We start from the raw sequence: 22,812 nt of genomic DNA on the forward strand, positions 1-22,812 counted from the left end.
CGCCCACGCCGCGAGCCCGGCCGCGGCCCGGAGTCACAACCAGCCGCGACGGCTGGCCTGGACACCGAGCTGGAACCGGGTCTTGGCGCCGAGCATCTCCTGGAGGCGGGCGATGCGTCGGGCGACGGTGCGCTCGCTCACCCGGAGCTCACGGGCGATCGACTCGTCGGTCAACCCCGTGCTGAGGTAGCTCAGGAGCTGCCGCCCCTCGGGGGTCGCCTCGCTCTTGACGGCCTCACCGGCCGGCGGAAGCGGAACGGCGATCTGCCAGTAAGACTCGAAGACGCCGATCAGCCCGTCCAGGAGCCCCGACGGCTGCACGACGACACTGTGGTGTCCCGTACGGTTCGGGGCGGCGACGGAGACCACGGCGAAACGGTCGTCGCAGACCAACACGTTCAGCGCGACATCGGGGAAGACCCTGGCCTGTTCTCCCCGGGCGACGCACTCGTTCGCCACTTCAAGCGCCTTGGGGTCCTGCAGGATGTTGGCGCTGTACACCACCTGGTAGGCGATCCCGCGGTCCAGCGCGTCCAGCGTGCCGGGGCCGACCTCCGGCATCCGGTCGCCCCCGCCCACCGGCCCGATCGACAGCGCGCGCACCTGGGACACGGCCCCGTTGTGCACCCGCGACTGGATCTCTCCGCGCCGCTCGGAGGTGTCGACGACCTCGACGTAGCTCGCTCCGGCGGTGTGGTCGAGCCAGTACTGCGACAGGGCCGTGGCGCTCTCGTAGGCGATCCGGGCCTGGCGCGCGCGCCGCTCGGCGACCGCCTCCAGCACCGCGCGGGGCGGCTGGGCGGTCAGCCTGCCGTCCGTGCGGGACACCAAGCCGATGTCGCTGAGTTCGGCGACGGCGTCCCTGAGACCGTCAAGCAGCGACCCGACCAGCGCCGGCCGGTCGGTGAGTTCGGTCAGGGTCTGCGGACCCCATTCCACGAGCGCGAGGTAGGCGGCCTCCGCTGTCGCGGAGAGACCGAGAGCCTGCAACGGGCGCAGCGTGCGCATGTCCCCCCAACCCGGCGGCACCGCACGGCACCACCCCCCGACCCCATTTCTACGGTGGCTGTCATTCCGCCAAAGATCGTCACCCTAACACCGGCATGATCACGCGGACCAGGAGCGGACGGCGTGACAAGCGGCGCTGGTGAAAGCGTCGGCGTGAACGCCGACGGAGACGCCGGCGGAAGCGTCGGCAGTCAGTCCGCGCCCGCCGGGCGGCGGTCTGGAGAGGCGCTGCGCGTGGGTGCGTTGCCTGTCGCTCACTCTGTGCCGACGCTGCCGATATCTCGCAGGCCGTACCGGTGTTGCTCACCCATCAGCAGGGCGCCGGGCAGGCCGGTGAGCCTGCCGCGGTCGGGCAGCCATCCGCCGACGATCACGTCGATGGTGCGGACGTGCCGGATCTTGGTCCACGCGCGGGAGCGACCGCGGGGCTTCCGGCTCTCTCCTGGAGCACTCCTCATCGACCCGCGTGGTTCCCGGCCCACACCGTGGGGGTTCGGCCCGACCACGGGCTTGCCTGTTCGAGTTGTCCGGCAACGCGGAAAAGGCGGCCTTCGAGCCCGTAACCCGCAGCGAACTGCCCACCGATCGGGAGCCCCGTCTCGGCGTCGGCCGTCACAGGCACGGACATGGCGGGCGTTCCCGCCGCATTGAACGCCACGGTGAACGGCGAGATGTCGAAGAGGCAGCGAAGCCAGCCGAGGCCGTCCAGCCTCTCCGCACCTTCGGCATGGGTACCCAAGGCCGGAGGAAGTTCCGGCAGGGTCGGGGTGAGCAGGACATCGTGAGCGTCGAAGTGCCATGCCAGGCTTCGGGCGACCCGGTTTCGGATCGCGAGAGCGGCGACGAACTGGGCACCACTGACCCGCTGCCCGTAGTGGTAGCTGGCAAGGATGGGCGGTTCGAGGGTCGAGAGGTCGATGGGTCGACCGAAGGCGGCAGCCAACTCGTCGACCGAAGCCGTGAGATTCGCCGTCCACTGACGGGCACCGGCCAGGACGAACTCCTCCCAGTCGACCCCGAGGTCGACCTTGACATCCTCCACCCGGTGGCCGAGGGATTCGAACAGACGCACAGTGCGCGTGAGCGCGTCGGCGACGGGTGTGGTGATGCGGCGTCCGCCCCACGCGCGGGTGAGGACACCGATCCGCGGCGAGCCCGGGGGGACTGGTACCGCAGCAGAGGGTACGGAGCCCACAACTGACCGGACGTCACGGAGTAGTCATGGCATCGACCGCCAGCAGGCCGAGCAGGGTGGCGAAACTGCCGCCTCGTGAGCGCATCCTCGACGCGGCCGAAGAGCTCTTCCGGAGCGAGGGGTCCGGCGGGTGGGTGTCCAGGCGATCGCCGAGCGGGCCCAGACCACCAAGATGGCGATCTACCGGCACTTCGACACCAAGGACGCGCTGGTCGCGGAGTGGCTGCGGATCGTCGCCGCCGACTACCAGGCGGCCTTCGACCGGGTCGAGGCCGAACACCCCGGCCGACCGGGAGAGCAGATCCTCGGTCTGGCCCGCTTCATCGCCGAGGGCCTGCCGTCGGTCTCGCACCGGGGCTGCCCGTTCATCAACTCCTTTGCCGAGTTGCCCGACCGATCCCATCCGGCACGGCAAGTGATCGAGAAACACAAGGCACTTCAGACCCGCAGACTGGTCAGCATGTGCGCCGGGGCCGGGCTGCCCGACCCCGAGCAGGCAGCGGCCGAGATCACCTTCGTACTCGAAGGAGCGCAGGTCAGCACGCAGAACGGAAGCATCGGTCGGACGGGGGATCGACTGATGAGAATCGTCGAGGGGATTCTGGGCCGCCACCGCTCCCCCGCCGCGAGTCCGTCCCCGTCGGATCGCAGTCTTTCTCAGCGGCCTCGGTCCGCAACCAGCAGTACCGCCGACCGGTCGTAGAGCGCGAGGGCCAGTATTCCGGCAGAACTTCGCTGGTTGCCGGGCATTTGGAGTGCGGCGGGCTGATGGCGGGTCAGGGGCGGTCGTGCCGTGACCGCCCCGCGATCGTGTGCCGCCGACTCCGATCTCACCGCGCGTGGGCGTGGTGCGTAAAGTACGAGCGGCTCGGGACCGTGCGCTACGGGCCGCCCCGGCCGCGGAAGACGCGGCCGAGGGCAGGCGGCCAGTTCGGCGTTGCTCAGGCCCTGGGCGAGCAGGCGCAGGACGTCGAGTTCACGTGGGTTCAGAGCGGTCAGGCCGGGATGCGGGTCGGGTGGCCGGGTCGGCTCGCCCGGCCACGACCGCGTAGCCGTGCACCACACGGGGGGCGCAGCGGCTCGGGGAGCAGGCGTGCCGCGGTGTCCGGGGCGACCCGGTAGTTCACCAGAAGCCGTCGCTCAATGACGCTGGACAATCGCAGCTGCCTCATGACCCCTCACTCTGCGCCCCGGGCGCCATTTGGTGTGGCGGAGCACGATCTGCTCAGGACAGACGGCGCCGAGGAACCGGCCGATGCAGATCGCCAGGCGATCCTCGGCCAGTGTGTAATGGATCCGGTTGCCCTCGCGGCGCTCGGTGACCAGGCCGGCTCCCTTGCGCACGCCGAGATGTCGTGAGATGGGGGCTTGAGCGGACAGGGGGTTTCGGCGCCGGCACGGCCCGTCGTTCTCTGCCGTGGAGCCCATGACGCTCCTGCATGTCCGGCAGACGCCGGATGCGTACGCGTACCGGAAGCCGTAGCGGTGGGTCATTGAAGTCGGGCCATGCGAAGGCTGAGCGATGCCGCCGTTCAGTCAGCCGATACTGCGACCGGTCCTCGAAAGGTTCGTAACCGCTGCCGCCGGGCACTCGTCCCGCATCGGCCCGTGTCACGTCCCACGGGATCTTGCCCCTGATCCACCTGACGTTCTGCGATTCCCACGCGGGCGACAAGCCCGCGCGAGACAGCAAATCGCAGGGGGCACAGGATTCCCGGATAGAGCCCCGCACGACGGGGAGGACACCTGGGAGAACACGCGGCGGAGGCCGCCCGGTGCGAGGTCTGGCAGGAGGGGCCGTGGCTCATGGGACGGGTGGGAGACGGTGAGCGCGCGGCGGTGGCTGCGCCGGATCGATGCGTGGGCGCGCGTCGCAGTGAAGGTCGCGGGCGGGGTGGCCGTGACGGCCTTGGCGGCGTTGCTCGTCGTCCTCGGGTACGGATTCGTCCGCCAAGGACTCGACGGGCTGAACGACACCTCCGTGGTAGCCGCGCGTGGACGGCAGGTCGACGGGGTCGTCCTGGCGAAGGACGAGGTGGCCGGGCCCCAGGGAAGCCGCTTCAAGAGGATCGAAGTTCGTTTCACCACGGCCACCGGGACGCCCTATCAGTTCTGGGAGGCCGGTGACGCGGACGTCGGCGACTCGATCCGCGTCCAGTACGACCCGGGGCATCCCGAGACGGCGAGCACCCACTCCGTGACAAGCAACAGGGTGGCGTACGGCATGCTGGCCCTGATTGGGCTCGCGCTCATGATCGTCATGCTGCTGCTGGCACTCAGGGGCGGCTGGGAAGGCCTCCGCGGCATTCGGCGGGCGACGCGGAAGCGGAATCGGCCGGCGGTGGGATGACGCTGCCTGCCCGGAGACAGCCTCGCCCTTGCGCTCATGGGTGCCGTGAGCCGGCCGGCGCGGGAGGAGCCGGCCCGGACCCGGATGCCTGGCCACCGCAGGGCAGTCGTCACAGCCGCCGCGCCATGACGGCTTCGCGGACTCGTTCGACCGCGTGCTGGAGGGCCCCTATTCGAGCTGTGTCGCGCATCACATCCGGCCCATGTCATGTCCAGGCCGCCTGCTCCCATCTGGTGGGTGGCAGCAAGCGAGCCGAGGAGGACGGAACGATGAACGCACGGCAGGAGACCGGCACCACGACCGCGTGCCGCGTGGTGGTCCTGGGGGCGGGGTACGCGGGCATGGCCGCGGCGATCCAGCTCGCGGCCCGGGTCAAGGGGCGCGAGGGCGTACAGGTGACCTCGGTGAACGCACAGGAGCGCTTCACCGAGCGGACGCGGCTGCACATGACGGGGACCGGGCTGCGGTCCGCCGAGCTGAGCATCCCGGAGCTGCTGGAGGGCACGGGCGCGCAGTTCGTGCGCGGCTGGGTGACGGCGATGGACGCGGAAGCCAGGACCGTGCGGATCGACGACGACCGGGTGCTGCACTACGACACGCTGGTGTACGCGCTGGGCGGGGCTGCCGACACCTCGACGTTGCCGGGGGCCGAGGACCACGCGTACGCCCTGAGCAGTGCCCAGGACACCGAGTTGCTGGCCGCCCGGCTGGGGCGGCTCGGAAGCGGCACCGTGGTGGTCGCCGGCAGCGGGCTGACCGGCATCGAGTCGGCTGCGGAGATCGCCGAACAGCACCCGGAGCTCAACGTCGTGCTGCTGGGCCGGGCCGAGCCCGGTGCGGCCATGAACCCCAAGGCCAAGGCGTACGTGCGGGCCGTGCTCGACCGGCTGGGCGCCAGGTGCGCGCCGGGGCCGAGGTGGTGAAGATGCTGCCCGACGCGGTCGAACTGGCGGGCGGGGACACCATAGCCGCCGACGCCGTTCTATGGACCACTGGTACGCGGGTGTCGCCGCTGGCGGCCGCCGCCGGGCTGACGGTCGACGAGCGTGGACGCATCGTCACCGACGCCACGCTGCGGTCGGTGTCGCACGCCGACGTGTACGCGGTCGGTGACGCCGCCGCGATACGCCAAGGCTACGGCGTCATGCACGGCACCTGCCAGGGCGGTATGCCGACCGGAGTGCACGCCGCGCTGTCGATCGACCGTGTGCTGAAGGGCAAGCAGCCCAAGCCGTTCCGCTTCGGCTACTACCACACGCCGGTGAGCCTGGGGCGGCACGACGCGGTGGTGCAGTTCACCCGCCCCGACGACAGCCCCCGGCGAATTCACCTGACCGGCCGTATGGCGGCCCGGTATCAGGAGACAGTGACTGCCTCGCCCTGGCCGACCTACGCCCGTATGAAGAAGATGCCCGCCTCGGGCGCGTTCTGGCCCCGAGGGGGCCGCTTCACCCGGGTCGGGGAGGCCCGGTGACCAACCTGGCCGCCCGCCCCGACCAACAGGTCTTCCACGAGCACCGGCGACTGCTGTTCTCCGTGGCCTACCGCCTCCTCGGCTCCGCCGCCGACGCCGAGGACGCGGTCCAGGACGCCTGGATCAAGTGGTCCGCCGCCGACCGCGCGCAGGTGGCCGACCCCAAGGCGTACCTGACGCGGACCGTCTCGAACCTGGCGCTGGAACGGCTGCGCTCCACCCGGCACAAGCGCGAAACGTACGTGGGTCCGTGGCTGCCGGAGCCCGTCCTCACCGGCGGGGACGCCTCAGAGATCGTCACGGACGCCGAATCGGTGTCGATGGCCATGCTGGTGGTGCTGGAGACGCTCAGCCCGCTGGAGCGCGCGGTGTTCGTGCTGAAGGAAGTCTTCGACTTCAGCCACGCAGAGATCGCGCAGGCGGTGGAACGATCCGAAGCCGCAGTGCGACAGGCCGCGCACCGGGCCCGCGAGCACGTGCAGGCCCGGCGGTCGCGCTTCGCCGCCGCCAGGTCAAGGCAGCGCGAGGCCACCGAGCGGTTCTTCGCCGCCGCGACCGGCGGGGACGTCAACGCCCTGATGGAACTGCTCTCCCCGGACGTGGCCCTGTGGACCGACGGCGGTGGCAAGGTCCGGCAGGCCCTGCGCCCGGTCGTCGGCGCGGCCACGGTGGCCGCCTGGTTCGCGGCGATCGGCACCGTCACCTACCGGGGAGTCGATCCCGCTGACATGAATGCCCGACTCGTCGGGATCAACGGTGCGCCGGGCATTGTGTGCAGCGGGCCGGAACGCGTGATCGCCACCGTCACCTTCGACTTCGACGCCGACGGCCGTATCACCGCCATCCACAACGTGGCCAACCCGGACAAACTCAAGGCCGTCACCGACGGCACCACTCACGGCATCGGCACGCGGTGAGCACCGCAAGCGCGTGCTGCCGCCAGGTGCAGGAGACACCGTCGAGCGCCAGGTGCTGCACCAGATCGAACAGCGTCCACTCGGGGCAGGGTTGCGGTTGTCCGGGGTGTGTCCGAGGTGCGCGGTGGTGGGGATGATGCGCGAGCGGGTGCCGTACGCGGTCTGTTCGTGCGGCCCAGATCACCGGCCGGGGCGGCGCCCGCGCATGAGCCGCAGAGTCCACGAGACCGACTGCCGGCTGCCGCACGCATCACGGGCCGGCCGCACCGGCACGGGGCTTCGGCCGACTCGCGGCGTGCGACCTGAGGTTGACGGCATCTACGTCGCACGTCGTGAGCGAACGCCGGGACGTCCAGCCTGCCGACGGATGACCGGGACCAGGCGAACTCGCAGGATGGATCACGTCGAACACCGGTCCTCAAGAAAGTCAGGAGATCATCATGGCGTCTCTTCCACGGGGCAGGACCGTGGCCGTCCTGGCCGCACTCGCCACAGGTCTCACCCTGTCCGGTTCCGCCGTCGCTTCCCCCGGGCACCGGGAGGAGAAGCCGATCCGCGCGAGCGTCGTCGGAAGCGCCGAGTTCGTGCTGCCCTACTACAAGGACGACGACATCCGCTCGTTCACCTTCGACGCCCACGGCGCCCCGTACAGCCGTCCGCTGCCCACGATCCCCACGGGTCTGCCCACCGACGCGCGGGGGACGATCGAGATCTCTCACTACTCGGCCGAGCGACACATCACGTACACGTCCAAGGGGCGCGTGGACTGCTTGGTCACCGGACCGCGAACCGCGACACTGACAGCGGTCATCACCGAGGTGAGCCCCGGCGGACCGCCCACCGTCGGGCACCGGGTCGGGCTGAGCATCTACGACGGGGGCAAGGACGAAGGCCGTTCTGCCGACCGTGTCGGCTTCTCCTGGAACGGCGTGAACCTGCTGACGGACAGCGTCACCCGACCCGAGGAGGCCCCGGTCGGCACCTGCATGGCCCCCGCCCCGTACGCCCCGGTGACCAGGGGCGGGTACACGGTCACGCACGCCGAGCTGCCGCCGCCACCGCCGACGCCCAGCCAACCGGAACAGGACCTCTCACGCCTCCCCGGCAACACGGCGCACCCCCAGCCGTCACGGGCGGCTCACAGATGAGTGTCGACGGGCAGCTGCCGGCACCTTCTCTGCGAGCCGACCGGCGAGGAGGCCGGGACCACACTGCTCCAAATCCTTTGCTCCGGCGAGCATTTCACCCGAGCCATCGACTCCGATCGCCTCCGCGGCGGCGCGCCGCTTGAACTCTCTGCTGTTCAAGCCGGTGCCGGAAGCCAGGTCGAGGACCGGCTCGCCGCGCACGTCCGCCGTCCCGGGCCACCGGGGGAAGCGGCATCGGCGGACGATCAGAACGCAGTGGGGTGGTACCGGCCAGTTCCTCACGGATGCAGGTGTAGGCATGGTCGCGTTCCCTGACCCGAATGCGGGGGCCGGCCTGCCGGCAGGCCACCGGGTCCCGCCAGGACACGACGATCCCGTTCTCGGGCTCCTGCCCGAACGGTCCGCCCCCCACGTCCCCTCGTATTCTGTTCCCGTGCCAGCTTCCCGCCTGCATCGCGTCGCCGTCCTTGTTCTCGAGGGCGCGAAGCCGCTCGATGTCGGCATTCCTGCTCAGGTGTTCACGACCCGCGCGAGCATGCCGTACGAGGTGCGGGTGTGCGGCGCCGCGCCCGGTCTCGTGACCGGCGGCGACGGCCTGTCGTACTGCGTCGCCCACGGCCTCGACGCGCTCGCGTGGGCCGACATCGTCTTCATCCCCGGCTACCGGTCCCCCGACTGCGACGACCCGCCCCAGGCCGTCGTCGATGCGCTGATCGCGGCCCACGATCGGGGCGCACGCCTCGCCGCCATCTCGACAGGCGCCTTCGCGCTCGCCGCCACGGGCCTGCTCGACGGCAAGCGCGCCACGACGCACTGGCACTACACGCGCGCGCTCGCGGCGAAGCATCCGCTCCTCCAGGTCGACGAGAACGTCCTGTTCGTCGACGAGGGAAGCGTGCTGACGTCGGCCGGCGCCGCCTCCGGCATCGACCTGTGCCTGCACATTCTGCGCGGCGACCTCGGGGTGGCCGCATCGAACCACGCGGCCCGACGCCTGGTCGCGGCCCCCTACCGCAGCGGCGGCCAGGCGCAGTACGTGCCGCGCAGCGTGCCCGAGCCGCTGGGCGAGCGGTTCGCCGCCACCCGCGAGTGGGCGTTGCACCGGCTGGGCGAGCCCCTCACCCTTGAAATGCTCGCCCGCCACGCGACGGTGTCGCCACGCACGTTCTCGCGGCGCTTCGCCGAAGACACCGGATACACGCCGATGCAGTGGGTCATGCGTGCCCGCATCGACGTGGCCCGCGAGCTGCTCGAACGTTCGGAACGAAGCATCGAGCAGATCGCCGCCGAAACCGGTCTCGGCACCGGTGCGAATCTGCGGCTGCACTTCCAGCGCATCCTCGGCACCACGCCGAGCGAGTATCGGCGCACCTTCGCCCAGGGCGAGTAGCCCGCCGCCGTGGCGCGATCCTTTCGAGCCGTGGCACTCACGCCGCTGTCACGGGCGGACGGTGCAAGCGAACCTGATGGCGAACCGAAGGGACACCACTCATGACTCGTATCGCCATCAACGGATTCGGCCGCATCGGACGCAATGTGCTGCGCGCGCTGCTCGAACGCGACAGCGACCTCGAGGTCGTCGCCGTCAACGACCTCACGGAGCCCGCCACCCTCGCGCGGCTGCTCGCGTACGACACGACGGCCGGCCGGCTCGGCCGCCCGGTGACCGTCGACGGAAACGTCCTTGTCGTCGACGGCCGTCGCATCACGGTGCTCGCCGAACGCGAACCGGCACAGCTGCCGTGGGCCGAGCTCGGCGTCGACATCGTGCTCGAAGCGACCGGCCGCTTCACATCGGCCGCTGCCGCCCGCGCACACCTCGACGCAGGCGCGAAGAAGGTGCTCGTCAGTGCGCCGTCGGACGGCGCCGACGTCACGCTCGCGTTGGGGGTCAACACCGACGCGTACGACCCGGCCGTGCACACGATCATCTCGAACGCCTCGTGCACGACCAACGCGCTTGCACCGCTGGCCGCGGTCCTCGACGAGCTCGCCGGCATAGAGCACGGCTTCATGACGACGGTGCACGCCTACACCCAGGAGCAGAACCTGCAGGACGGCCCGCACCGTGACGCCCGCCGCGCCCGCGCCGCCGCCGTCAACATCGTGCCGACCACGACGGGCGCCGCGAAAGCGATCGGCCTCGTACTGCCGAACCTCGATGGCAAACTGGCGGGCGATTCGATCCGCGTACCGGTTCCGGTGGGTTCGATCGTCGAACTCAACACGACCGTCGCCCGCGACGTGACGCGCGACGACGTGTTGGCGGCGTACCGCGCCGCAGCACAAGGGCCGCTCGCCGGTATCCTCGAGTACTCGGACGACCCGCTCGTCTCCTCCGACATCACGGGCAATCCCGCCTCATCGATCTTCGACGCGGCCCTCACCCGCGTAGACGGCCGCCACATCAAGGTGGTCGCCTGGTACGACAACGAATGGGGCTTCTCGAACCGCGTGATCGACACACTCGAGCTCATCGCCGCCCACTGACCGGGCGCCAGGACACCCTCCACCTGCCCCAGGGCCTCGACCTCCGTTTGGATCAGGCCGGTTCGTGGACGCCCTCCGGCCGCGCGAGCCGGCGTGGGGGTGCAGCGCGGGCGTGAACTCCGCCGGCATCGGCACCGCCACGGAGCGATGGCAGTCCGCGCGACCGCGATCTGACCAGTCGGTCTTGGCGGCGAAGGGGCCGCCGTCGCCGAAGGCGAGCCGCGCGAAGTTCTCGCCGATGCGGCGGTGTGCCGCGGGATCGGGATGGACCTCGTCCGGCAGCGGGAACTCGGCGCAGTCCGTCTCGCCGTACAGGTCGCGCCCGTCCAGGTAGTGCAGGTTCGGGTCGTCGACCGCCCGCTGGCGGACGATCCTGGTGAGTTCGTCGCGGATGACGTTGAGCGTCAGGCGCCCGGCTGCGCGTTCGGCTGGATCGCCCGTGGCCTTGAACCGCAGGGTGCCGCCGCCGAAGTCGGGCGCGAGGGGGCCGGGAGTGTCCTCCTGGACCGGGCACAGGATGGAGGACACGACCAGCAGCGGCGTGGTCGGATGCCCCTCCCTGATGGTGTCGAGGAAGCCGTGGACTGCGGGGGTGAAGGCGCGCAGGCGCATCACGTCGGAGTTGACGATATTGATGCCGATCTTGAGGCTGATCAGGTCCGCGGGTGTGTCCCGCATCGCGCGCGCGGTGAACGGGTCGAGCAGCGCGCTGCCGCCGAACCCCATGTTGACCAGCTCCACTCCGCCCCGGGCGGCTGCCAGGGCCGGCCAGATGGCACTCGGGTGAGCGGCGTTCGAGCCATGGCTGATGGAACTTCCATGGTGCAGCCACACCCTGCGCCCGTTGTCCGGAGCCTGTTCGATGGAGGCGTTGGTGCGCAGCGCGATCAACTCGGTGATCTCCGTATGCGGGAGCCAGATCTCGATGTTCTTGTCGCCCGTCGGCAGACCGTAGAAGCGGGCGGTGCCGGGAGGCCCCTCGGACAGCTCGGCGGACTGGGTGAGCATGTCTGTGACGGTGCGGACGTTTCCGCCGGTCACCGTGGCCTGGGCGACGAGAACGCCATCGACCAGCAGGTCGTACACGCCGTCCGCCGGGGCGGGGAACCCTTGGTAGACCCGCTTGGTGGGCAGCGTGTCGAGTTCAATCGCGGTGGCCCGGGTACGGAAGGCCAATCGCACGCCGGAGGGCTGGGCCTCGGCCATGGCCAGCTGGTCGTCGGGGATCTGCCGGCGCGCCCGGGCGGGCAGCCGGTGCGGCAGCAGACCGTGCGCGGTCGCCTCCACGTCGAGGAAGCCGCGCAGGATGTCCGCGGTGACAGGTGTGGTGATCCAGTGGTGCTCGGTGTTCATTGCCTCTGCCTGTTGATCAAGAATTTCGGGATGTTCATTCGCGCCGGGGCACGGCGCGACGGACCGCCTCCGGCGGTGCCGCCCTCGTCCGGTCAGGGTGTGGCCCGGTTCCGTAGCAGGACGTCGAGGGAATCGACGATCCAGGCCCAGGATTCCTGCGCGTGGGGGACGCTGTGCTCGAAGCCTCCCGCCGTCTCCGGGCCGACGTAGCCGTGGAGGACACTGCCCATCAGCCGGACCGCGTGCGTCCGACCCGGCTCCGCAGGTCGTGGCCGCGCAGGATCGCCGACGTCATCCATGTGTGCCGAACGCCGGCTTCGGGGGCCGCCGTCTCGGCGTCGAGCCCGAGCCGGGCGGCGGTGTATCGGCCGGGGCGCTCCCGAGCGTAGTCGCGGTAGACGTTCCCGAAGGCTGCCTTGCCGGCCCGCCCGGCCAGGGCGTCGGCTGTCCGGTCGGCGCGTTCCTCCAGCGCGAACAAGGCGATCCCGACCTTGAGGTTCCGGGAGTTCTTCGCGTGCGAGTGGAGACTCGCCGCCTTGACGTCGAACCGCCTGGCGAGCGCCGAGACGGTCACCTGGCCGAAGCCGACCTCGTCCGCCAGTTCCGCGCCCGCCCGGACCAGGCGTTCCGCGGCCACCCCCCACTCGAACCATAATCTTCCTCCTATCCAGCGATACCGATTATGCATTTGCCTAATAACTTTAGGCAAATTAACGTGTCGTTCATGAGGCCTCTGACTGAACAAGAGATCCGTTCCGCGTTCGTGAACTGCACCAAGGGCGAGGCGAAACGCCTGCCCGTCCCCCGTGACCTGACCGAGCGGCCCTGGGCCGACCTGGACTTCCTCGGGCTGGCGAGACCCCCAGGCCCCCGACCGGGCCTACCTCGCCATCGAACTGGACGGCCGACCGGTGGCGCTCGCACTGCGCTCCCCCGGCCCCGGCTCCTGGCAGATGCGGCGCAGCATGTGCTCGATGTGCCTGACCACTCACACCGGAGGCGTCTCGCTGATGGTCGCCGCGAAGGCCGGCAGGGCCGGGCAACAAGGCAACTCCGTGGGGGCCTACATATGCAGCGACCTCGCCTGCTCGCTGTACGTGCGAGGCAAGAAGAACGCGGGCGCCGGCGCACGGCTCCACGAGTCACTCGCCCTGGAGGAGAAGATCCAGCGAACCGTCGCGAACCTCGCCGCGTTCATCACCAAGATCACCACATGAAGCGTTCAGCCTGGCAGCCGACCGGCGCGCGTCTGCTCGCCGGAATCGGCGCACTGGTGGCGGCGGCCTGCTCCGATCTCGTCGTCGATCTTCACGTACGGTGCGGTCAGCAGGGTGTCCAGGTCGTCCGTCACACAACGATCTTGGACGCCCTGTCTGCGTTCCCGGATGTGGAGCGCTCCGGTCGGCCCGGCCGGCCAACTGGAGGCGCTCAGCCCGAAAGCCTCTGACCTGCGGTGACTCTGAGAAAGACAACGACCCGAGGGCTGCGCGAGAATGTGTATCCGGTCGGCCGACTAAGGGTTGTCCCGTAATCCGTGGTGGATCAGTGCGCGGCGTCGGATGCGGTGCATCGCAAGGCGGAGGGACATCCGCATACTGGATGTATGCGGACGTTCCGACAACGCGGCGAGGTGCCGTAGCTGTCGTCGCGCGCCCGCTAGGGATTGCGGGACAGCCCTTAGGCGGCCGCCGCGCGGAAGAGGGCCAGGAGGTCCTGGGCAGGCGGGGTGTCCGCGTCGAAGAACTGGGTGGTCATCGCGGATGGCACGGCCGTGCCGTGCATGCGGACCTCGTGGCACCTGAAACAGAACGCCGCCTCGAACAGCGCCAGGTCAAGAGAGTCCTCGTACGCCCGGATGCTCCAGCCCGGCGAGAAGCCGCAGCGGTGCTGTTCGCTGCCGGGCAGGTTCTCGATCAACGTCAGAGCGTCGGCGGCCTCTGTCCCGGCCCAGTGGGCGACCGTCCTGCCAGGGTATGGGACGCCGCGCTCGGTCGGGAGGGCGCAGATCCTTACGACCTCGATCAGCACGGTGGCGGCAACGGCTTCGGCGGGGAGCTGCATGCGCGCAGCCTGCCCGCCGGGCCGACCGCCGACCAAGGCATGTCGCGAGAGGCAATCCGCCACGCGAAGGCCCGGAGCACAGAGTCCCGGCAGGCCAACTCCCCCGCGCGCGTGCCAACTGAAGCGGCCTCACCAAACACACCGTCAGCATCGGAATGACTCGTCCAGTCCCGCGTCAGGCAACGTTCCCCCGTCGCCTGTTCGAACTCGGCTGCCTGTCTGTACGGCGAGCTCTTTGGTCATGAACACACGGCTGGTGCCCGGCGGATCACAGGGGACCTCCCCCAGGCGCTTCCACCCCTGTTTCCGATAGAAGCCGGGGGCCTGGAAGGTGATCGTGCAGAGCACGGCCGCGCGGCAGCCGCGGGCGCGGGCCTCGCCCTCGGCCCGCCGAAGGATCTCCCTGCCCAGCGACGGCCGGGCGTGGACCGCGACCGAGCTCGCACGAAATGCCGGGGTCGCGCCGTCGACCGCGACGTCGCATCTGAACCTGCTCGTCGGCGGCGGAGTCCTCGTCGAGGAGCGGCACGGACGCCACCGTTACCTTCGGGTGGCCGACCGCACGGTGATCGACTTGATCGAGAGTCTCGCCGCGCTGGCCCCACAGCAAGCTGCCCGACCGAGCTCGCTGGCGGCCTCTGGCCGTCAGCAGGCACTGGCCCGTGCGCGGCTGTGTTACGACCACCTGGCCGGAGCCGTCGCGCTGGCGATCACCGACGCGATGGTCGAGCGCGGCCCGCTGGAGTGGGGACCCGAGCCGGGACTGACCGGTGAGGGCGCGGTCTGGCTGGCCGAGATCGGTATCACGGTGCCGAGCGGATCGCGTCGCCCGCTGGTGCGCGCGTGCCTGGACCGGACCGAGCACCGCCCCCACCTGGCCGGCGCGGTGGGTGCCGCCCTGTGCGCCCACGCACTCACGGCCGGATGGATCACACGGATCGGCACGACCCGTGCCCTCACCGTGACCCCCGCCGGCCGACGGGCATGGCACGACCACCTCGGCCTGCCGCCGGCTGACCTCTGATCCTTCGGCGGTCGTCGCAGACGCGGCGGACATACGACGCCCGGACCCGCATCCTCGTGGCGCATACCCGTCCCCCTGTCCCAGGCGCTGAGAAGCCTCACTTCAACGTGTGACGGCCTCGAAGACCGCCCGGTCAGGCAACGTTCGCCCTGCTGACGACTTCACGCAGGCACTCGTCCCGGGCGTGTTTGTTCCGCCGGACGACGCAGCGGCGGATCATACTGCTCTGCTCCATGTGACCGGCGTGGTCCCTACCGCCCAGGGCGAAGTGGCGCAAGGCGGTACCGGTCGAACGCCGCCCTGTGGAGTCACAGTTGGGGAGGTACGTCACCACCGAGGAGAGCGATCAGCTGGGCGAGGAGGGCGTCGAGTTCGCGGCCGACGTCGGCGATCCCCGGGTTGCCGTAGTCGGCGAACTGGAGGCTGGGCTGTTCGACGGCGAGCTTCGTGTCGCCGTCGGGGTCCGCGTAGAGCAGGGTCCGAAGCGGTGCGTGCAGCATGACCGAAGGGTCGTGGCGGAACATGCGTTCGGCGATGGTGTGGTTGCCCATCAGGTACTGCGTGGCCTTCCAGAGGGATGGTGATCCCGCCATGACGGCGGTGATGTCGCTGCGGAAGTAGCGCATGAACCCATGCGGGGCGTTGATCTCGGCCAGCTCGAGCGTGGCCTGCCAGGAGGCCATCTGGAAGAAGCGGTCGAGATCGACCTCGGGGACAAGGGTTTCGTAGTGCTCGCGGGCTGCGTCGTAGGAGCGCGGGAGCGCCACGACGAGCCGCCGGGCGGGGTGGTCGATGACGGCGGTTTCCGTGGTCATGGTTGTGCCTGTTCGTCGCCGGAGTGAACGAGTTCGACGTCGTGGATGTCGAGCGTGATGGCGGGGAGGTTGAGGTTGACGCTGTTGTCGGGGTTGCGACGGAAGACTCGTCGGCGCGTGGCCACGAGCAGACCGTCGAAGCTCTTGTGGCGGCTGGTGTAGTGGCCGACGAGTGTGCTGCCGTTGACTTCGGTGATGTAGTCCATGCGGCGCTGCACTCCGAGGGCGTCGAAGTAGAACACTTGGTCGGGGTTGTGTGTGGCGATCTCGGGCGGGAAACGCACCTGCAGGCGTCGCCAGGTCTGCCCGGCCTCGCGCCACGGTTCGATCTCGTGGACCCGCACGTCCGGATGGGTGAAGAGGAACGGTGTTGTGAAGTAGTTCCAGCACGCGTAGCCCAGGAAGTAACCGAGATGTGGAGCGTCCCAGGCGCTGTTGCGGAGCATTCCCTTGAAGCCGGCGCGTGCGGGGGCGAGGGTCTCGACCGGTTCGCCGTCGAGGGTCTGCATGGTGACGCTGTCGGCGGCGGCGTCGAAGACCATCCGCTGGTCGGGGCGGGTGAACGGGGTGAACACGATGTGCTCTCTGACCGTGTCCAGCGTCAGGATCTGGTCGAACGTCCTGTCCGGCGGCCAGCCCTTCATCGCCCAGATCGGGCCGCCGATGGAGATGTCGACGTGCAGGCCACGCAGGGTGTCCCAGGACTCTTGGCCGCCGGCGGTGGCGATTGCCAGATCGAGGAGTTCGTCACTCATGAGCCGGGTACTTTCCGTCGCGATGTGTATGCCGGTCACCGAATCCGGGAACCACCAGACCTTCCGGCGGCCATCAGGGGCGGACGAGAACGAGGCCGACCTTGCCGGGCCGTACCGCGTGCTCCACGGCGTCGGCCAGCTCACCGAGGCCGTACGTGGCGGCCACCTCGAACTGGTCCTTGAGCTCCAGCGCGATCTGCTTCGCGGTGGCGACGTCGGATGCCCTCCTCTCGGCGGATGCCTCGGACAGCCACCGGCCGATGTTCTTGCCCCGCAGCGTCAACGATTTGTTGAGCAGTGTCGACGCATGCACCGAGATCGTCTCTTCGGCGATCTGCCCGTAACTGACGAGCTTCCCGCCCGGCGTCAACAGGTCCAGAAGGCTCTCTGCCAGCCTCCCGCCGATCGGGTCGAGGGCCACACCGACCGGGCGGCCGCCGGCTGCCTTGCGGACCTCCTCGGCCCAGCCCGGATCCTCTGTCGATACGACCGGCACGTCCGGGAACCGCTTGCGCAGCTCCGCAGCCCCGCGGTCGCTGCGGACGACGTTGACCAGTCCCAGGTTGTGAAATCGACATATGCCTGTCACCAGCCGCCCGACCGACGAGCCCGCGGCGGTCTGCACCACAAGACCGTCGTATCCGAAGGCCGGATGCTCCTGCGCCTCACGGCGCAGCATCACCGCGGTGAGCGGGTTCGCGAGCATCTGCGCGGCGACCTCGTCCGGCAACTCGTCCGGTACGGCGACGACCGTCTCGGCATCCGCCGTGATCCACTGGGACCACGCCCCCGGCTGGGGGAACACCGCTACGCGGCCACCGACCTCGACCCCCGGGGCCAAGCGCGCTCCGCTGCCGATCGCCTCCACCACGCCGGTGGCCTCCAGGCCGGCCGGAACCGGCTGTGCGGCCTTCCCCGGGTAGGCTTCGATGGCCTGGAGATCACCGGGGTGTATCGAGAAGACCGTGGTGCGGATGAGGACCTGACCGTGCCCTGGTGCTGCCGACTCCGACTCCTCGATCACGGTCAGGACGTCGGCAGGCAACCCTCCTCGGGCGTAGACAACACGACGGTTCATGGTTCTTCTCCTGCGCGCTGGTACGTGTGGGTCCTGGCCCCGGCATCGACCGACGTCCTGCGGTTGCGCTCCGCCGAGTGCACTGCGGAACACGGGTTTCGTAGCGCACACGGCCCGCGCTGTACGGGCGGTCCTTGCGGTCGGTTCGTGGTGATTGCCAGGTCAAGCAGTTCGTCACTCACGGGCCGGGTCCTTTCGGGGGCGGTGTCGGCGTGAGAACTCGATCCGGTGTCCGTGTGGCGGCCGGCCCCGTGCGCGACGGCCCGTCGGCGCCTCCGACGGTCAGCCCGTGTCATGCTCGACAACGAACGACGAGGAGGTGGCTTCAGGGGCTGAACAGGCCGGGGTTCTCGCGGACGTAATCGGCCACTCCCGAAGGAGGCCGCCCGGTGACCTGCTCGACCCCGTCCGCCTTGCGGTCGTACCGATTCTCCGCGTGAAGGCGAGCCATGGTGGAGATGTGCTGGAAGACGTGGTCGGGCAGCCCCAACGGCCTGAGATCGTCGTCGATCCATTCCTGCAAGGGGACGTCGATGTAACCGACCTGTCGGCCCAGGGCCGCGGAGACCTCCGCCGCCATGGCGGCGACATCCTCCGACCGGGGTCCGGTCAGCTCATAGATCCGGCCGACGTGCGGGGCAGGATCGGCCAGGATCTCCTCCACGACCGCGGCGACATCCCGGGCCGCCACAGGGGAGGTCTTCGCCCGGCCGAAGGGCAGCCTGATGCTTCCGAACTTCGCGATCGAGGAAAAGCCCACACGGAACAGCGGGTTCTCCATGAACACGGTGGGCCTGACCTGGACGACGGGCAGGCCCGACCAGCCGAGGACCTGCTCCACCAGCCACTGCTGCCGCTGCTGCGCGGACTCGGAGATGCTGGTGAGGCGCATCTCGGAGACAGTCAGCTGCGACATGTTCACGAACACTTCCAGGGACCCGTACGCATGCGTGACGGTCGCCACCGTCACGGCAGCCTCCAGATACTGCGCCGACACGCCCATGCCGAAGTACATACGTCCACAACCGGCCAGGGCGTCGGCGACGTCGCCCGCGCGCGTCAGGTCTCCGACCACGGTCTCGGCGCCCGTCGCGCGCAGCGCCTCCGCCCGCTCGTCATCGCGGTGCACCATGGCTCGGACGGGCAGGCCCCGACGCCGAAGACCTTCGACCACGGAGCGCCCGACGCCGCCGACACTGCCCGCCGCGCCTGTCACCAGAATGGGTAGCACACTGGCTTCCGGGGTGCGGTCCATAGGTGCAGCTTGTGACGCGTACGACCAGGGCGCAACCGGAGCCCGCCGAGCCGTAGGCGCTGCGACAACAGTCGGCTGTCGGCGACGGGACGTACGACAGGGGCGTCCCGGAGCTGTCGCAGGCAGCCGACCCGCAGCCGCCTCGGCTGTGCGCAACCGCTTCGCGGACGAGGCCGCCGACATCGGCAACCTGCTCGTCGCCGCGGATCTTCCCGGCATGCGCCTCGGAGGGATCATCACAGCCGACGGAGGACGTCGTTCCGTCGCCGTGCAGCCGCAGGGCCGGCGTGATGTCCCCCCCAGTGGTTGTCGGGGGGCATATGGGCTGCGGGCGCCGTCGGCTTCGCGCCGGTGCGGGGCCGGGGATTGCGGCGGGTCAGCAGGCACGGACCCGGGTGGCGCCTTGAGTTGTGACGGTTTACGTTCGTGATGCTGTGTTCGCTTCCTGCTCTGCGATCGAGGCGAGGGCCTTGTGGACCTGCCCGGCAGCGAGGGAAGCCGGGGCCGTTGTCAGTGGGGCCGTCTACTGTGCCGGCCATGTCTGATGATCTGCGGAACGACGGCCTGCGGGCCGAACCCACGGCTGCGCATGAGTGGTTGTCGGATCCCGGGCTCCCGATGGTGCCGTTGGAGCCCGGGCCGCGGAGGGGGGCAGCCGCGTGCCGGAGAACCCGCTCCCCATTCGTCGCCGACGGACTCGACACCGGGGCCGAGGAGAAGCACTTCACCGGGGACTTCGAGACCCACTTGACGGTGCGTCTGCGTGACGGAGAAGAAGCGTCGTTGCTTCGCCTCGCGGAGCACAACGGGATGAAGTACTCCCGAATCGTCCTGGATAGAGGGAAGACGCCGGACCAACCGATGCTCACCACCACCGGCCGTGGGACTCTGGCCCTGCAACGGGCCACTGCCGGAAGGCGCGTGGAACAACTGCGCAGTGAGGGCTTCGAGGTCGCACGCGTGAAGATCGAGGCGGCACCATGGAACAAGGACGTCCCGCAGACAACCCGAGAGGCCGCGGCGCTCCCGCGGCAGTGCTACTTCGAGCATCATGTGAAGCTGGCGCTGACCGATGTCGATCAGGTGACAGCGGTGCGGGCGCTGTGCGAGCCCCACGCGGCGCACGTCTCCCGCAATGCCCGCCGTCCGCTCAGCGGGGGCCGCCACGAGCGCTTTGTCACGCAACGCTGTCGACCGGTCGGCCGTCCTGCTGCTCGCGCGCGACTGGACGCCCTGCTGGCATCGCTCGCCGACGCGGGGTTCGTGGCCGTGGAGGTCGAGGAGGAGTTCGTGGTGCACGACGACAACCTCGTCATGGACGAAGGCTGGATGGTCGCGGACGGGAGCGGTGCCGCGTGACGAAGAGCAATCGGAACCGTCCGACTCCCCCGGCACCGAAGGAGGCGATCGGGGGCTGGGAATCTCCGTCCGAGGAGTTCGACCGTCGATCACGGGCAGGGGAGCCGGAGTTCGCGGACCCGGCGCAGGCCGTGCGCTGGCGGACCGCCCGCCGGGCGGCGATCGATCACGTGCTCGCTCTGATCGCCGGATCCTGGTGGAGCGACAGTCTGGTACTGCGGGGCAGCCTGCCGCTACAGGCATGGGTCGGCGAGCGGGCCCGGGAGCCGGCTGATCTCGACTGGGTGGTGGTTCGCGACATGCTCAACACGGGCTGGCAGTACGGAAACCTCATCGACCTGACCCGCACCTGGCCCGCCGTGGTGGACGCGCTGGAGCCCGCTGACGATGCGCACGGCATTCAGGGGACCTGGGATGCGAGGCATCCGTCGTCGGACCTGAAGCGGCTGCTGGAGGCCGCCTCGGCGGATGGGGAAGCCGAATCCTTGTACGGGGACCTGCTTGAGCGGATCAGGCAACGGCCCGAGGCACCGGGCGGCGTGCTGCTCGACGCCGGTCAGGCGTACGCGGAGTCGAGCGACGGAGGATGGTCCTACCACGGGCCGGGGGTGCGGCTGGAAGTGCCCTGGCGGGCATCCGGGTTGCCGCCCGGCCGGATACGCGTGGACTTCGCTACCGACGACACGTTCTCCGATCCGCCGGAGTTGGCGGCCTTGCCGGTCGGCTGCGGCGAACCACCCGTCGTGGTCCAGACGGCCAGCCGGGAACTGTCGCTTGCCTGGAAGATCCTCTGGCTGCAAGTCGAGTCCGAGGAGGACGGCGGCGCCCAGGGCAAGGACCTCTACGACGCCGTCCTCCTGGCCGAGGACCGCCGTACCAGGCTGTCCACGAGCCTCCTTGAAGACGTCTTGTCCAGCGGTTACGGCTGCACCGACGCCAATGGGCTCGACCCGGACCGGGTACGCCAATGGCCCATGGCATGGGCACAGTTCCAAACCGAGTATCCCTGGGTGCAGGGGAGCGCGGAGGAATGGTCGTCCCGCCTGTCCGCGGCACTGACTTCGATGTTCGCGGCGGCGGTACCCACAACGGCCGACCTCGAGGTCGGTGATTCGGTGACAATCGCCGACCTTGAGGTCGGTGATTCGGTGACAATCAGCGGTGGTCCCTTCGCCACTCTCCAGGCGACTGTCGACGAGGTCAGTCCCCACTCGAAAAGGGTCAGGGTTCTGGTCCATGCGTTCCACCGGGAGACCACGGTCGACCTCTCCTTCGACCAAGTGCGCAAGAATTGATGAGGGGGGCACCGGAGGTGTTCCTGGCTCACGCCCAGGGCTGCGAGTTCCGTGTAGCCGACGGGCTTCAAGACGATGCCCATGACCACACATCCACCATCCGCCAGGGCTGTCGCCGGACGGATCCTCCGCCGCTCCGAACTCAGGAGTGGTCGGAGGCCACGTCAACCGGATCAAGATGCTCAAGCGCCGGCTGTTCGGCCGCGCAGGATTCCAGCCTCTCCGCAGCCAGGCTCTCCCGGTTCCACAATCGTGTCGACGCCGGGCTCGGCCGGGACTTACGATCGGGCGTGGCGATCAACTACGTGTGGCGGGGCGACTTCGACAACACTTCCCTCAACGCGCTGCACGCCGACGGCTTCGGTCACCCGGTTGCTCGGACCGACTGGCGGGCGCGACTCGAACGCCACAGCCTCGGCTGGGTCTGCGCCTGGGAAGGCGGCGCCTTGATCGGCTTCGTCAACGTTGTCTGGGACGGCGGAGCCCATGCTTTCATCCTGGACACGGTGGTCGCTCAGCATCGCCGGGCAAAAGGAATCGGCGCCGGGCTCATTGCGATCGCAGCGGACGAAGCCCGTGCCGCGAAGTGCGCGTGGCTTCACGTCGACTTCGAGGACCACCTGCGTCCGTTCTATTTCGATGCCTGTGGCTTCAAATCGACGACAGCCGGACTGATCGCTCTGTAGCGCGGCAACACCGGCTCTCGGTCTGCTGCACACGACCAGGCGCAGAATAACGGCCTCCACTACGAACTCCGCCCGACCTCAGCTGTCACGGAGCGTGGCCTCGCCACAGAAGTTTGCCTGTAGTGCACCACGGCGCAGCAGGTGCTCGCCGAGCTCCACAGATCCCGAGACCGCCCATCCGGACATGCTGAAGACGATGGTGTCCACGGGGTCGGGGCCGATCACTTCGGCCAGGTCCGCCCACGGGTGCCCCTCGCGAACACCCTGCAGATAGGTCAGGACCGGCACCCCTGCCGATTGGTCAGGGTCTGGCGCTGCTCGTCGCTCTCAGTCACTCGTCATCCTTGATAGATCACATGTACCTCGGTGCGGCATTCTCCGGTTCCGCATTCGCCACGGCAACAGAATTCCGCAACTCACACGCCTGTACGACAGATCGGTGGTCCGCAAACCGCGGCAGCGGGGCAGATCACCGCCGAGGCCCGGGATCTGTCCTGGCAGCCCCGCTGAACTTCCAGGCAGTGACTGCCCGCTGCACCGCGAGTTGCG

At 69.5% G+C, this 22,812-nt stretch carries 17 protein-coding genes and 8 pseudogenes; 12 read left to right on the plus strand and 13 right to left on the minus strand.

Annotated elements, in window-relative coordinates; all coding sequences use genetic code 11:
* Positions 1-33 precede the first annotated feature (33 nt).
* The 3 genes and pseudogenes from ACIOHC_RS31860 to ACIOHC_RS31870 all read right to left on the minus strand — a co-directional run.
* Positions 34-1,008: a helix-turn-helix transcriptional regulator gene (locus ACIOHC_RS31860; RefSeq protein ID WP_351083853.1), complete on the minus strand. Its 975-nt coding sequence runs from the start codon at positions 1,006-1,008 to the stop codon at positions 34-36.
* A gap of 260 nt (positions 1,009-1,268) precedes the next feature.
* A pseudogene (locus ACIOHC_RS31865) lies at positions 1,269-1,439 on the minus strand (ATP-dependent DNA ligase); the annotation flags it as partial.
* 23 nt (positions 1,440-1,462) lie between these two features.
* A pseudogene (locus ACIOHC_RS31870) lies at positions 1,463-2,167 on the minus strand (amidase family protein); the annotation flags it as partial.
* 62 nt (positions 2,168-2,229) lie between these two features.
* Between ACIOHC_RS31870 and ACIOHC_RS31875 the strand changes: the two are divergent.
* Positions 2,230-2,906, plus strand: a pseudogene (locus ACIOHC_RS31875) (TetR/AcrR family transcriptional regulator).
* A 437-nt stretch (positions 2,907-3,343) separates the two neighbouring features.
* On the opposite strand, the pseudogene ACIOHC_RS31880 reads toward ACIOHC_RS31875, so the two are convergent.
* Positions 3,344-3,580, minus strand: a pseudogene (locus ACIOHC_RS31880) (hypothetical protein); the annotation flags it as partial.
* 448 nt (positions 3,581-4,028) lie between these two features.
* Here ACIOHC_RS31880 and ACIOHC_RS31885 point away from each other — a divergent pair.
* From ACIOHC_RS31885 to gap, 6 genes and pseudogenes are all read left to right on the plus strand, one after another.
* On the plus strand, positions 4,029-4,553 hold the full coding sequence (locus ACIOHC_RS31885) for a DUF3592 domain-containing protein (protein ID WP_365691893.1): 525 nt from the start codon (positions 4,029-4,031) through the stop codon (positions 4,551-4,553).
* Positions 4,554-4,822: 269 nt separating this feature from the next.
* Positions 4,823-6,027 (plus strand): annotated as a pseudogene (locus ACIOHC_RS31890) (NAD(P)/FAD-dependent oxidoreductase).
* On the plus strand, positions 6,024-6,944 hold the full coding sequence (locus ACIOHC_RS31895; RefSeq protein ID WP_401845010.1) for an RNA polymerase sigma-70 factor: 921 nt from the start codon (positions 6,024-6,026) through the stop codon (positions 6,942-6,944). Before ACIOHC_RS31890 ends, ACIOHC_RS31895 begins: the two are co-directional and overlap by 4 nt.
* A gap of 440 nt (positions 6,945-7,384) precedes the next feature.
* Positions 7,385-8,092 carry a hypothetical protein gene (locus ACIOHC_RS31900; protein WP_401845013.1) on the plus strand — a complete coding sequence of 236 codons (708 nt, stop codon included), beginning with the start codon at positions 7,385-7,387 and terminating at the stop codon, positions 8,090-8,092.
* A gap of 433 nt (positions 8,093-8,525) precedes the next feature.
* Positions 8,526-9,482, plus strand: a complete 957-nt coding sequence (locus ACIOHC_RS31905) for a helix-turn-helix domain-containing protein (RefSeq protein WP_351081241.1) — start codon at positions 8,526-8,528, stop codon at positions 9,480-9,482.
* Between the two features lie 101 nt (positions 9,483-9,583).
* The gene (gap, locus tag ACIOHC_RS31910; RefSeq protein ID WP_365691895.1) at positions 9,584-10,582 is read left to right on the plus strand and encodes a type I glyceraldehyde-3-phosphate dehydrogenase; all 999 of its coding nucleotides are present in this window, start codon (positions 9,584-9,586) and stop codon (positions 10,580-10,582) included.
* A 183-nt stretch (positions 10,583-10,765) separates the two neighbouring features.
* Here the strand turns inward: gap and ACIOHC_RS31915 are convergent.
* Positions 10,766-11,935: pseudogene (locus ACIOHC_RS31915) on the minus strand (GDSL-type esterase/lipase family protein); the annotation flags it as partial.
* Between the two features lie 92 nt (positions 11,936-12,027).
* Positions 12,028-12,623: pseudogene (locus tag ACIOHC_RS31920) on the minus strand (TetR/AcrR family transcriptional regulator).
* A 36-nt stretch (positions 12,624-12,659) separates the two neighbouring features.
* On the opposite strand from ACIOHC_RS31920, the pseudogene ACIOHC_RS31925 reads away from it, so the two are divergent.
* Positions 12,660-13,152 (plus strand): annotated as a pseudogene (locus ACIOHC_RS31925) (FBP domain-containing protein).
* Between the two features lie 5 nt (positions 13,153-13,157).
* Here the strand turns inward: ACIOHC_RS31925 and ACIOHC_RS31930 are convergent.
* Positions 13,158-13,286 (minus strand): hypothetical protein, encoded by a 129-nt coding sequence (locus ACIOHC_RS31930; RefSeq protein WP_351081247.1) that lies wholly within the window; start codon positions 13,284-13,286, stop codon positions 13,158-13,160.
* 326 nt (positions 13,287-13,612) lie between these two features.
* Positions 13,613-13,996, minus strand: coding sequence for a hypothetical protein (locus ACIOHC_RS31935; protein ID WP_351081249.1), 384 nt, complete (start codon positions 13,994-13,996; stop codon positions 13,613-13,615).
* 397 nt (positions 13,997-14,393) lie between these two features.
* Here ACIOHC_RS31935 and ACIOHC_RS31940 point away from each other — a divergent pair, with 397 nt between their 5' ends.
* Entirely contained in the window at positions 14,394-15,020 is a 627-nt protein-coding gene (locus ACIOHC_RS31940) for a winged helix-turn-helix domain-containing protein (protein ID WP_401845083.1), read from the plus strand.
* Positions 15,021-15,328: 308 nt separating this feature from the next.
* Here the strand turns inward: ACIOHC_RS31940 and ACIOHC_RS31945 are convergent, their stop codons facing one another.
* The 4 genes from ACIOHC_RS31945 to ACIOHC_RS31960 all read right to left on the minus strand — a co-directional run bounded on the left by ACIOHC_RS31945 (position 15,329) and on the right by ACIOHC_RS31960 (position 18,923).
* The gene (locus tag ACIOHC_RS31945; RefSeq protein ID WP_401845015.1) at positions 15,329-15,835 is read right to left on the minus strand and encodes a DUF302 domain-containing protein; all 507 of its coding nucleotides are present in this window, start codon (positions 15,833-15,835) and stop codon (positions 15,329-15,331) included.
* Positions 15,832-16,590 (minus strand): hypothetical protein, encoded by a 759-nt coding sequence (locus tag ACIOHC_RS31950; RefSeq protein WP_351081253.1) that lies wholly within the window; start codon positions 16,588-16,590, stop codon positions 15,832-15,834. The genes ACIOHC_RS31945 and ACIOHC_RS31950 overlap by 4 nt, the downstream gene beginning before the upstream one ends.
* A gap of 73 nt (positions 16,591-16,663) precedes the next feature.
* The gene (locus ACIOHC_RS31955) at positions 16,664-17,668 is read right to left on the minus strand and encodes a zinc-binding dehydrogenase (RefSeq protein WP_401845016.1); all 1,005 of its coding nucleotides are present in this window, start codon (positions 17,666-17,668) and stop codon (positions 16,664-16,666) included.
* Positions 17,669-17,993: 325 nt separating this feature from the next.
* Positions 17,994-18,923 (minus strand): NAD(P)H-binding protein, encoded by a 930-nt coding sequence (locus ACIOHC_RS31960; RefSeq protein WP_401845018.1) that lies wholly within the window; start codon positions 18,921-18,923, stop codon positions 17,994-17,996.
* Positions 18,924-19,460: 537 nt separating this feature from the next.
* Between ACIOHC_RS31960 and ACIOHC_RS31965 the strand changes: the two genes are divergently transcribed.
* The 3 genes from ACIOHC_RS31965 to ACIOHC_RS31975 all read left to right on the plus strand — a co-directional run bounded on the left by ACIOHC_RS31965 (position 19,461) and on the right by ACIOHC_RS31975 (position 22,263).
* Complete coding sequence (locus ACIOHC_RS31965) at positions 19,461-20,282, plus strand: hypothetical protein (protein WP_351081259.1); 822 nt, start codon at positions 19,461-19,463, stop codon at positions 20,280-20,282.
* Positions 20,279-21,577 (plus strand): nucleotidyl transferase AbiEii/AbiGii toxin family protein, encoded by a 1,299-nt coding sequence (locus ACIOHC_RS31970; protein ID WP_365691903.1) that lies wholly within the window; start codon positions 20,279-20,281, stop codon positions 21,575-21,577. The genes ACIOHC_RS31965 and ACIOHC_RS31970 overlap by 4 nt, the downstream gene beginning before the upstream one ends.
* A gap of 290 nt (positions 21,578-21,867) precedes the next feature.
* Positions 21,868-22,263 (plus strand): GNAT family N-acetyltransferase, encoded by a 396-nt coding sequence (locus ACIOHC_RS31975; RefSeq protein WP_351081263.1) that lies wholly within the window; start codon positions 21,868-21,870, stop codon positions 22,261-22,263.
* Between the two features lie 78 nt (positions 22,264-22,341).
* Here ACIOHC_RS31975 and ACIOHC_RS31980 read toward each other — a convergent pair whose 3' ends face one another.
* Positions 22,342-22,551: a hypothetical protein gene (locus ACIOHC_RS31980; protein WP_401845021.1), complete on the minus strand. Its 210-nt coding sequence runs from the start codon at positions 22,549-22,551 to the stop codon at positions 22,342-22,344.
* Between the last annotated feature and the right edge of the window lie 261 nt (positions 22,552-22,812).

This window comes from Streptomyces sp. NPDC088252, assembly GCF_044740965.1.
GTDB lineage: Bacteria > Actinomycetota > Actinomycetes > Streptomycetales > Streptomycetaceae > Streptomyces.

Coding starts and splice junctions, on each gene's coding strand:
- ACIOHC_RS31955 (WP_401845016.1), bottom strand. CDS start 17,668: ATGAACCGTCGTGTTGTCTACGCCCGAGGAGGGTTGCCTGCCGACGTC.
- ACIOHC_RS31960 (WP_401845018.1), bottom strand. CDS start 18,923: ATGGACCGCACCCCGGAAGCCAGTGTGCTACCCATTCTGGTGACAGGC.
- ACIOHC_RS31935 (WP_351081249.1), bottom strand. CDS start 13,996: ATGCAGCTCCCCGCCGAAGCCGTTGCCGCCACCGTGCTGATCGAGGTC.
- ACIOHC_RS31860 (WP_351083853.1), bottom strand. CDS start 1,008: ATGCGCACGCTGCGCCCGTTGCAGGCTCTCGGTCTCTCCGCGACAGCG.
- gap (WP_365691895.1), top strand. CDS start 9,584: ATGACTCGTATCGCCATCAACGGATTCGGCCGCATCGGACGCAATGTG.
- ACIOHC_RS31950 (WP_351081253.1), bottom strand. CDS start 16,590: ATGAGTGACGAACTCCTCGATCTGGCAATCGCCACCGCCGGCGGCCAA.
- ACIOHC_RS31945 (WP_401845015.1), bottom strand. CDS start 15,835: ATGACCACGGAAACCGCCGTCATCGACCACCCCGCCCGGCGGCTCGTC.
- ACIOHC_RS31900 (WP_401845013.1), top strand. CDS start 7,385: ATGGCGTCTCTTCCACGGGGCAGGACCGTGGCCGTCCTGGCCGCACTC.
- ACIOHC_RS31965 (WP_351081259.1), top strand. CDS start 19,461: ATGTCTGATGATCTGCGGAACGACGGCCTGCGGGCCGAACCCACGGCT.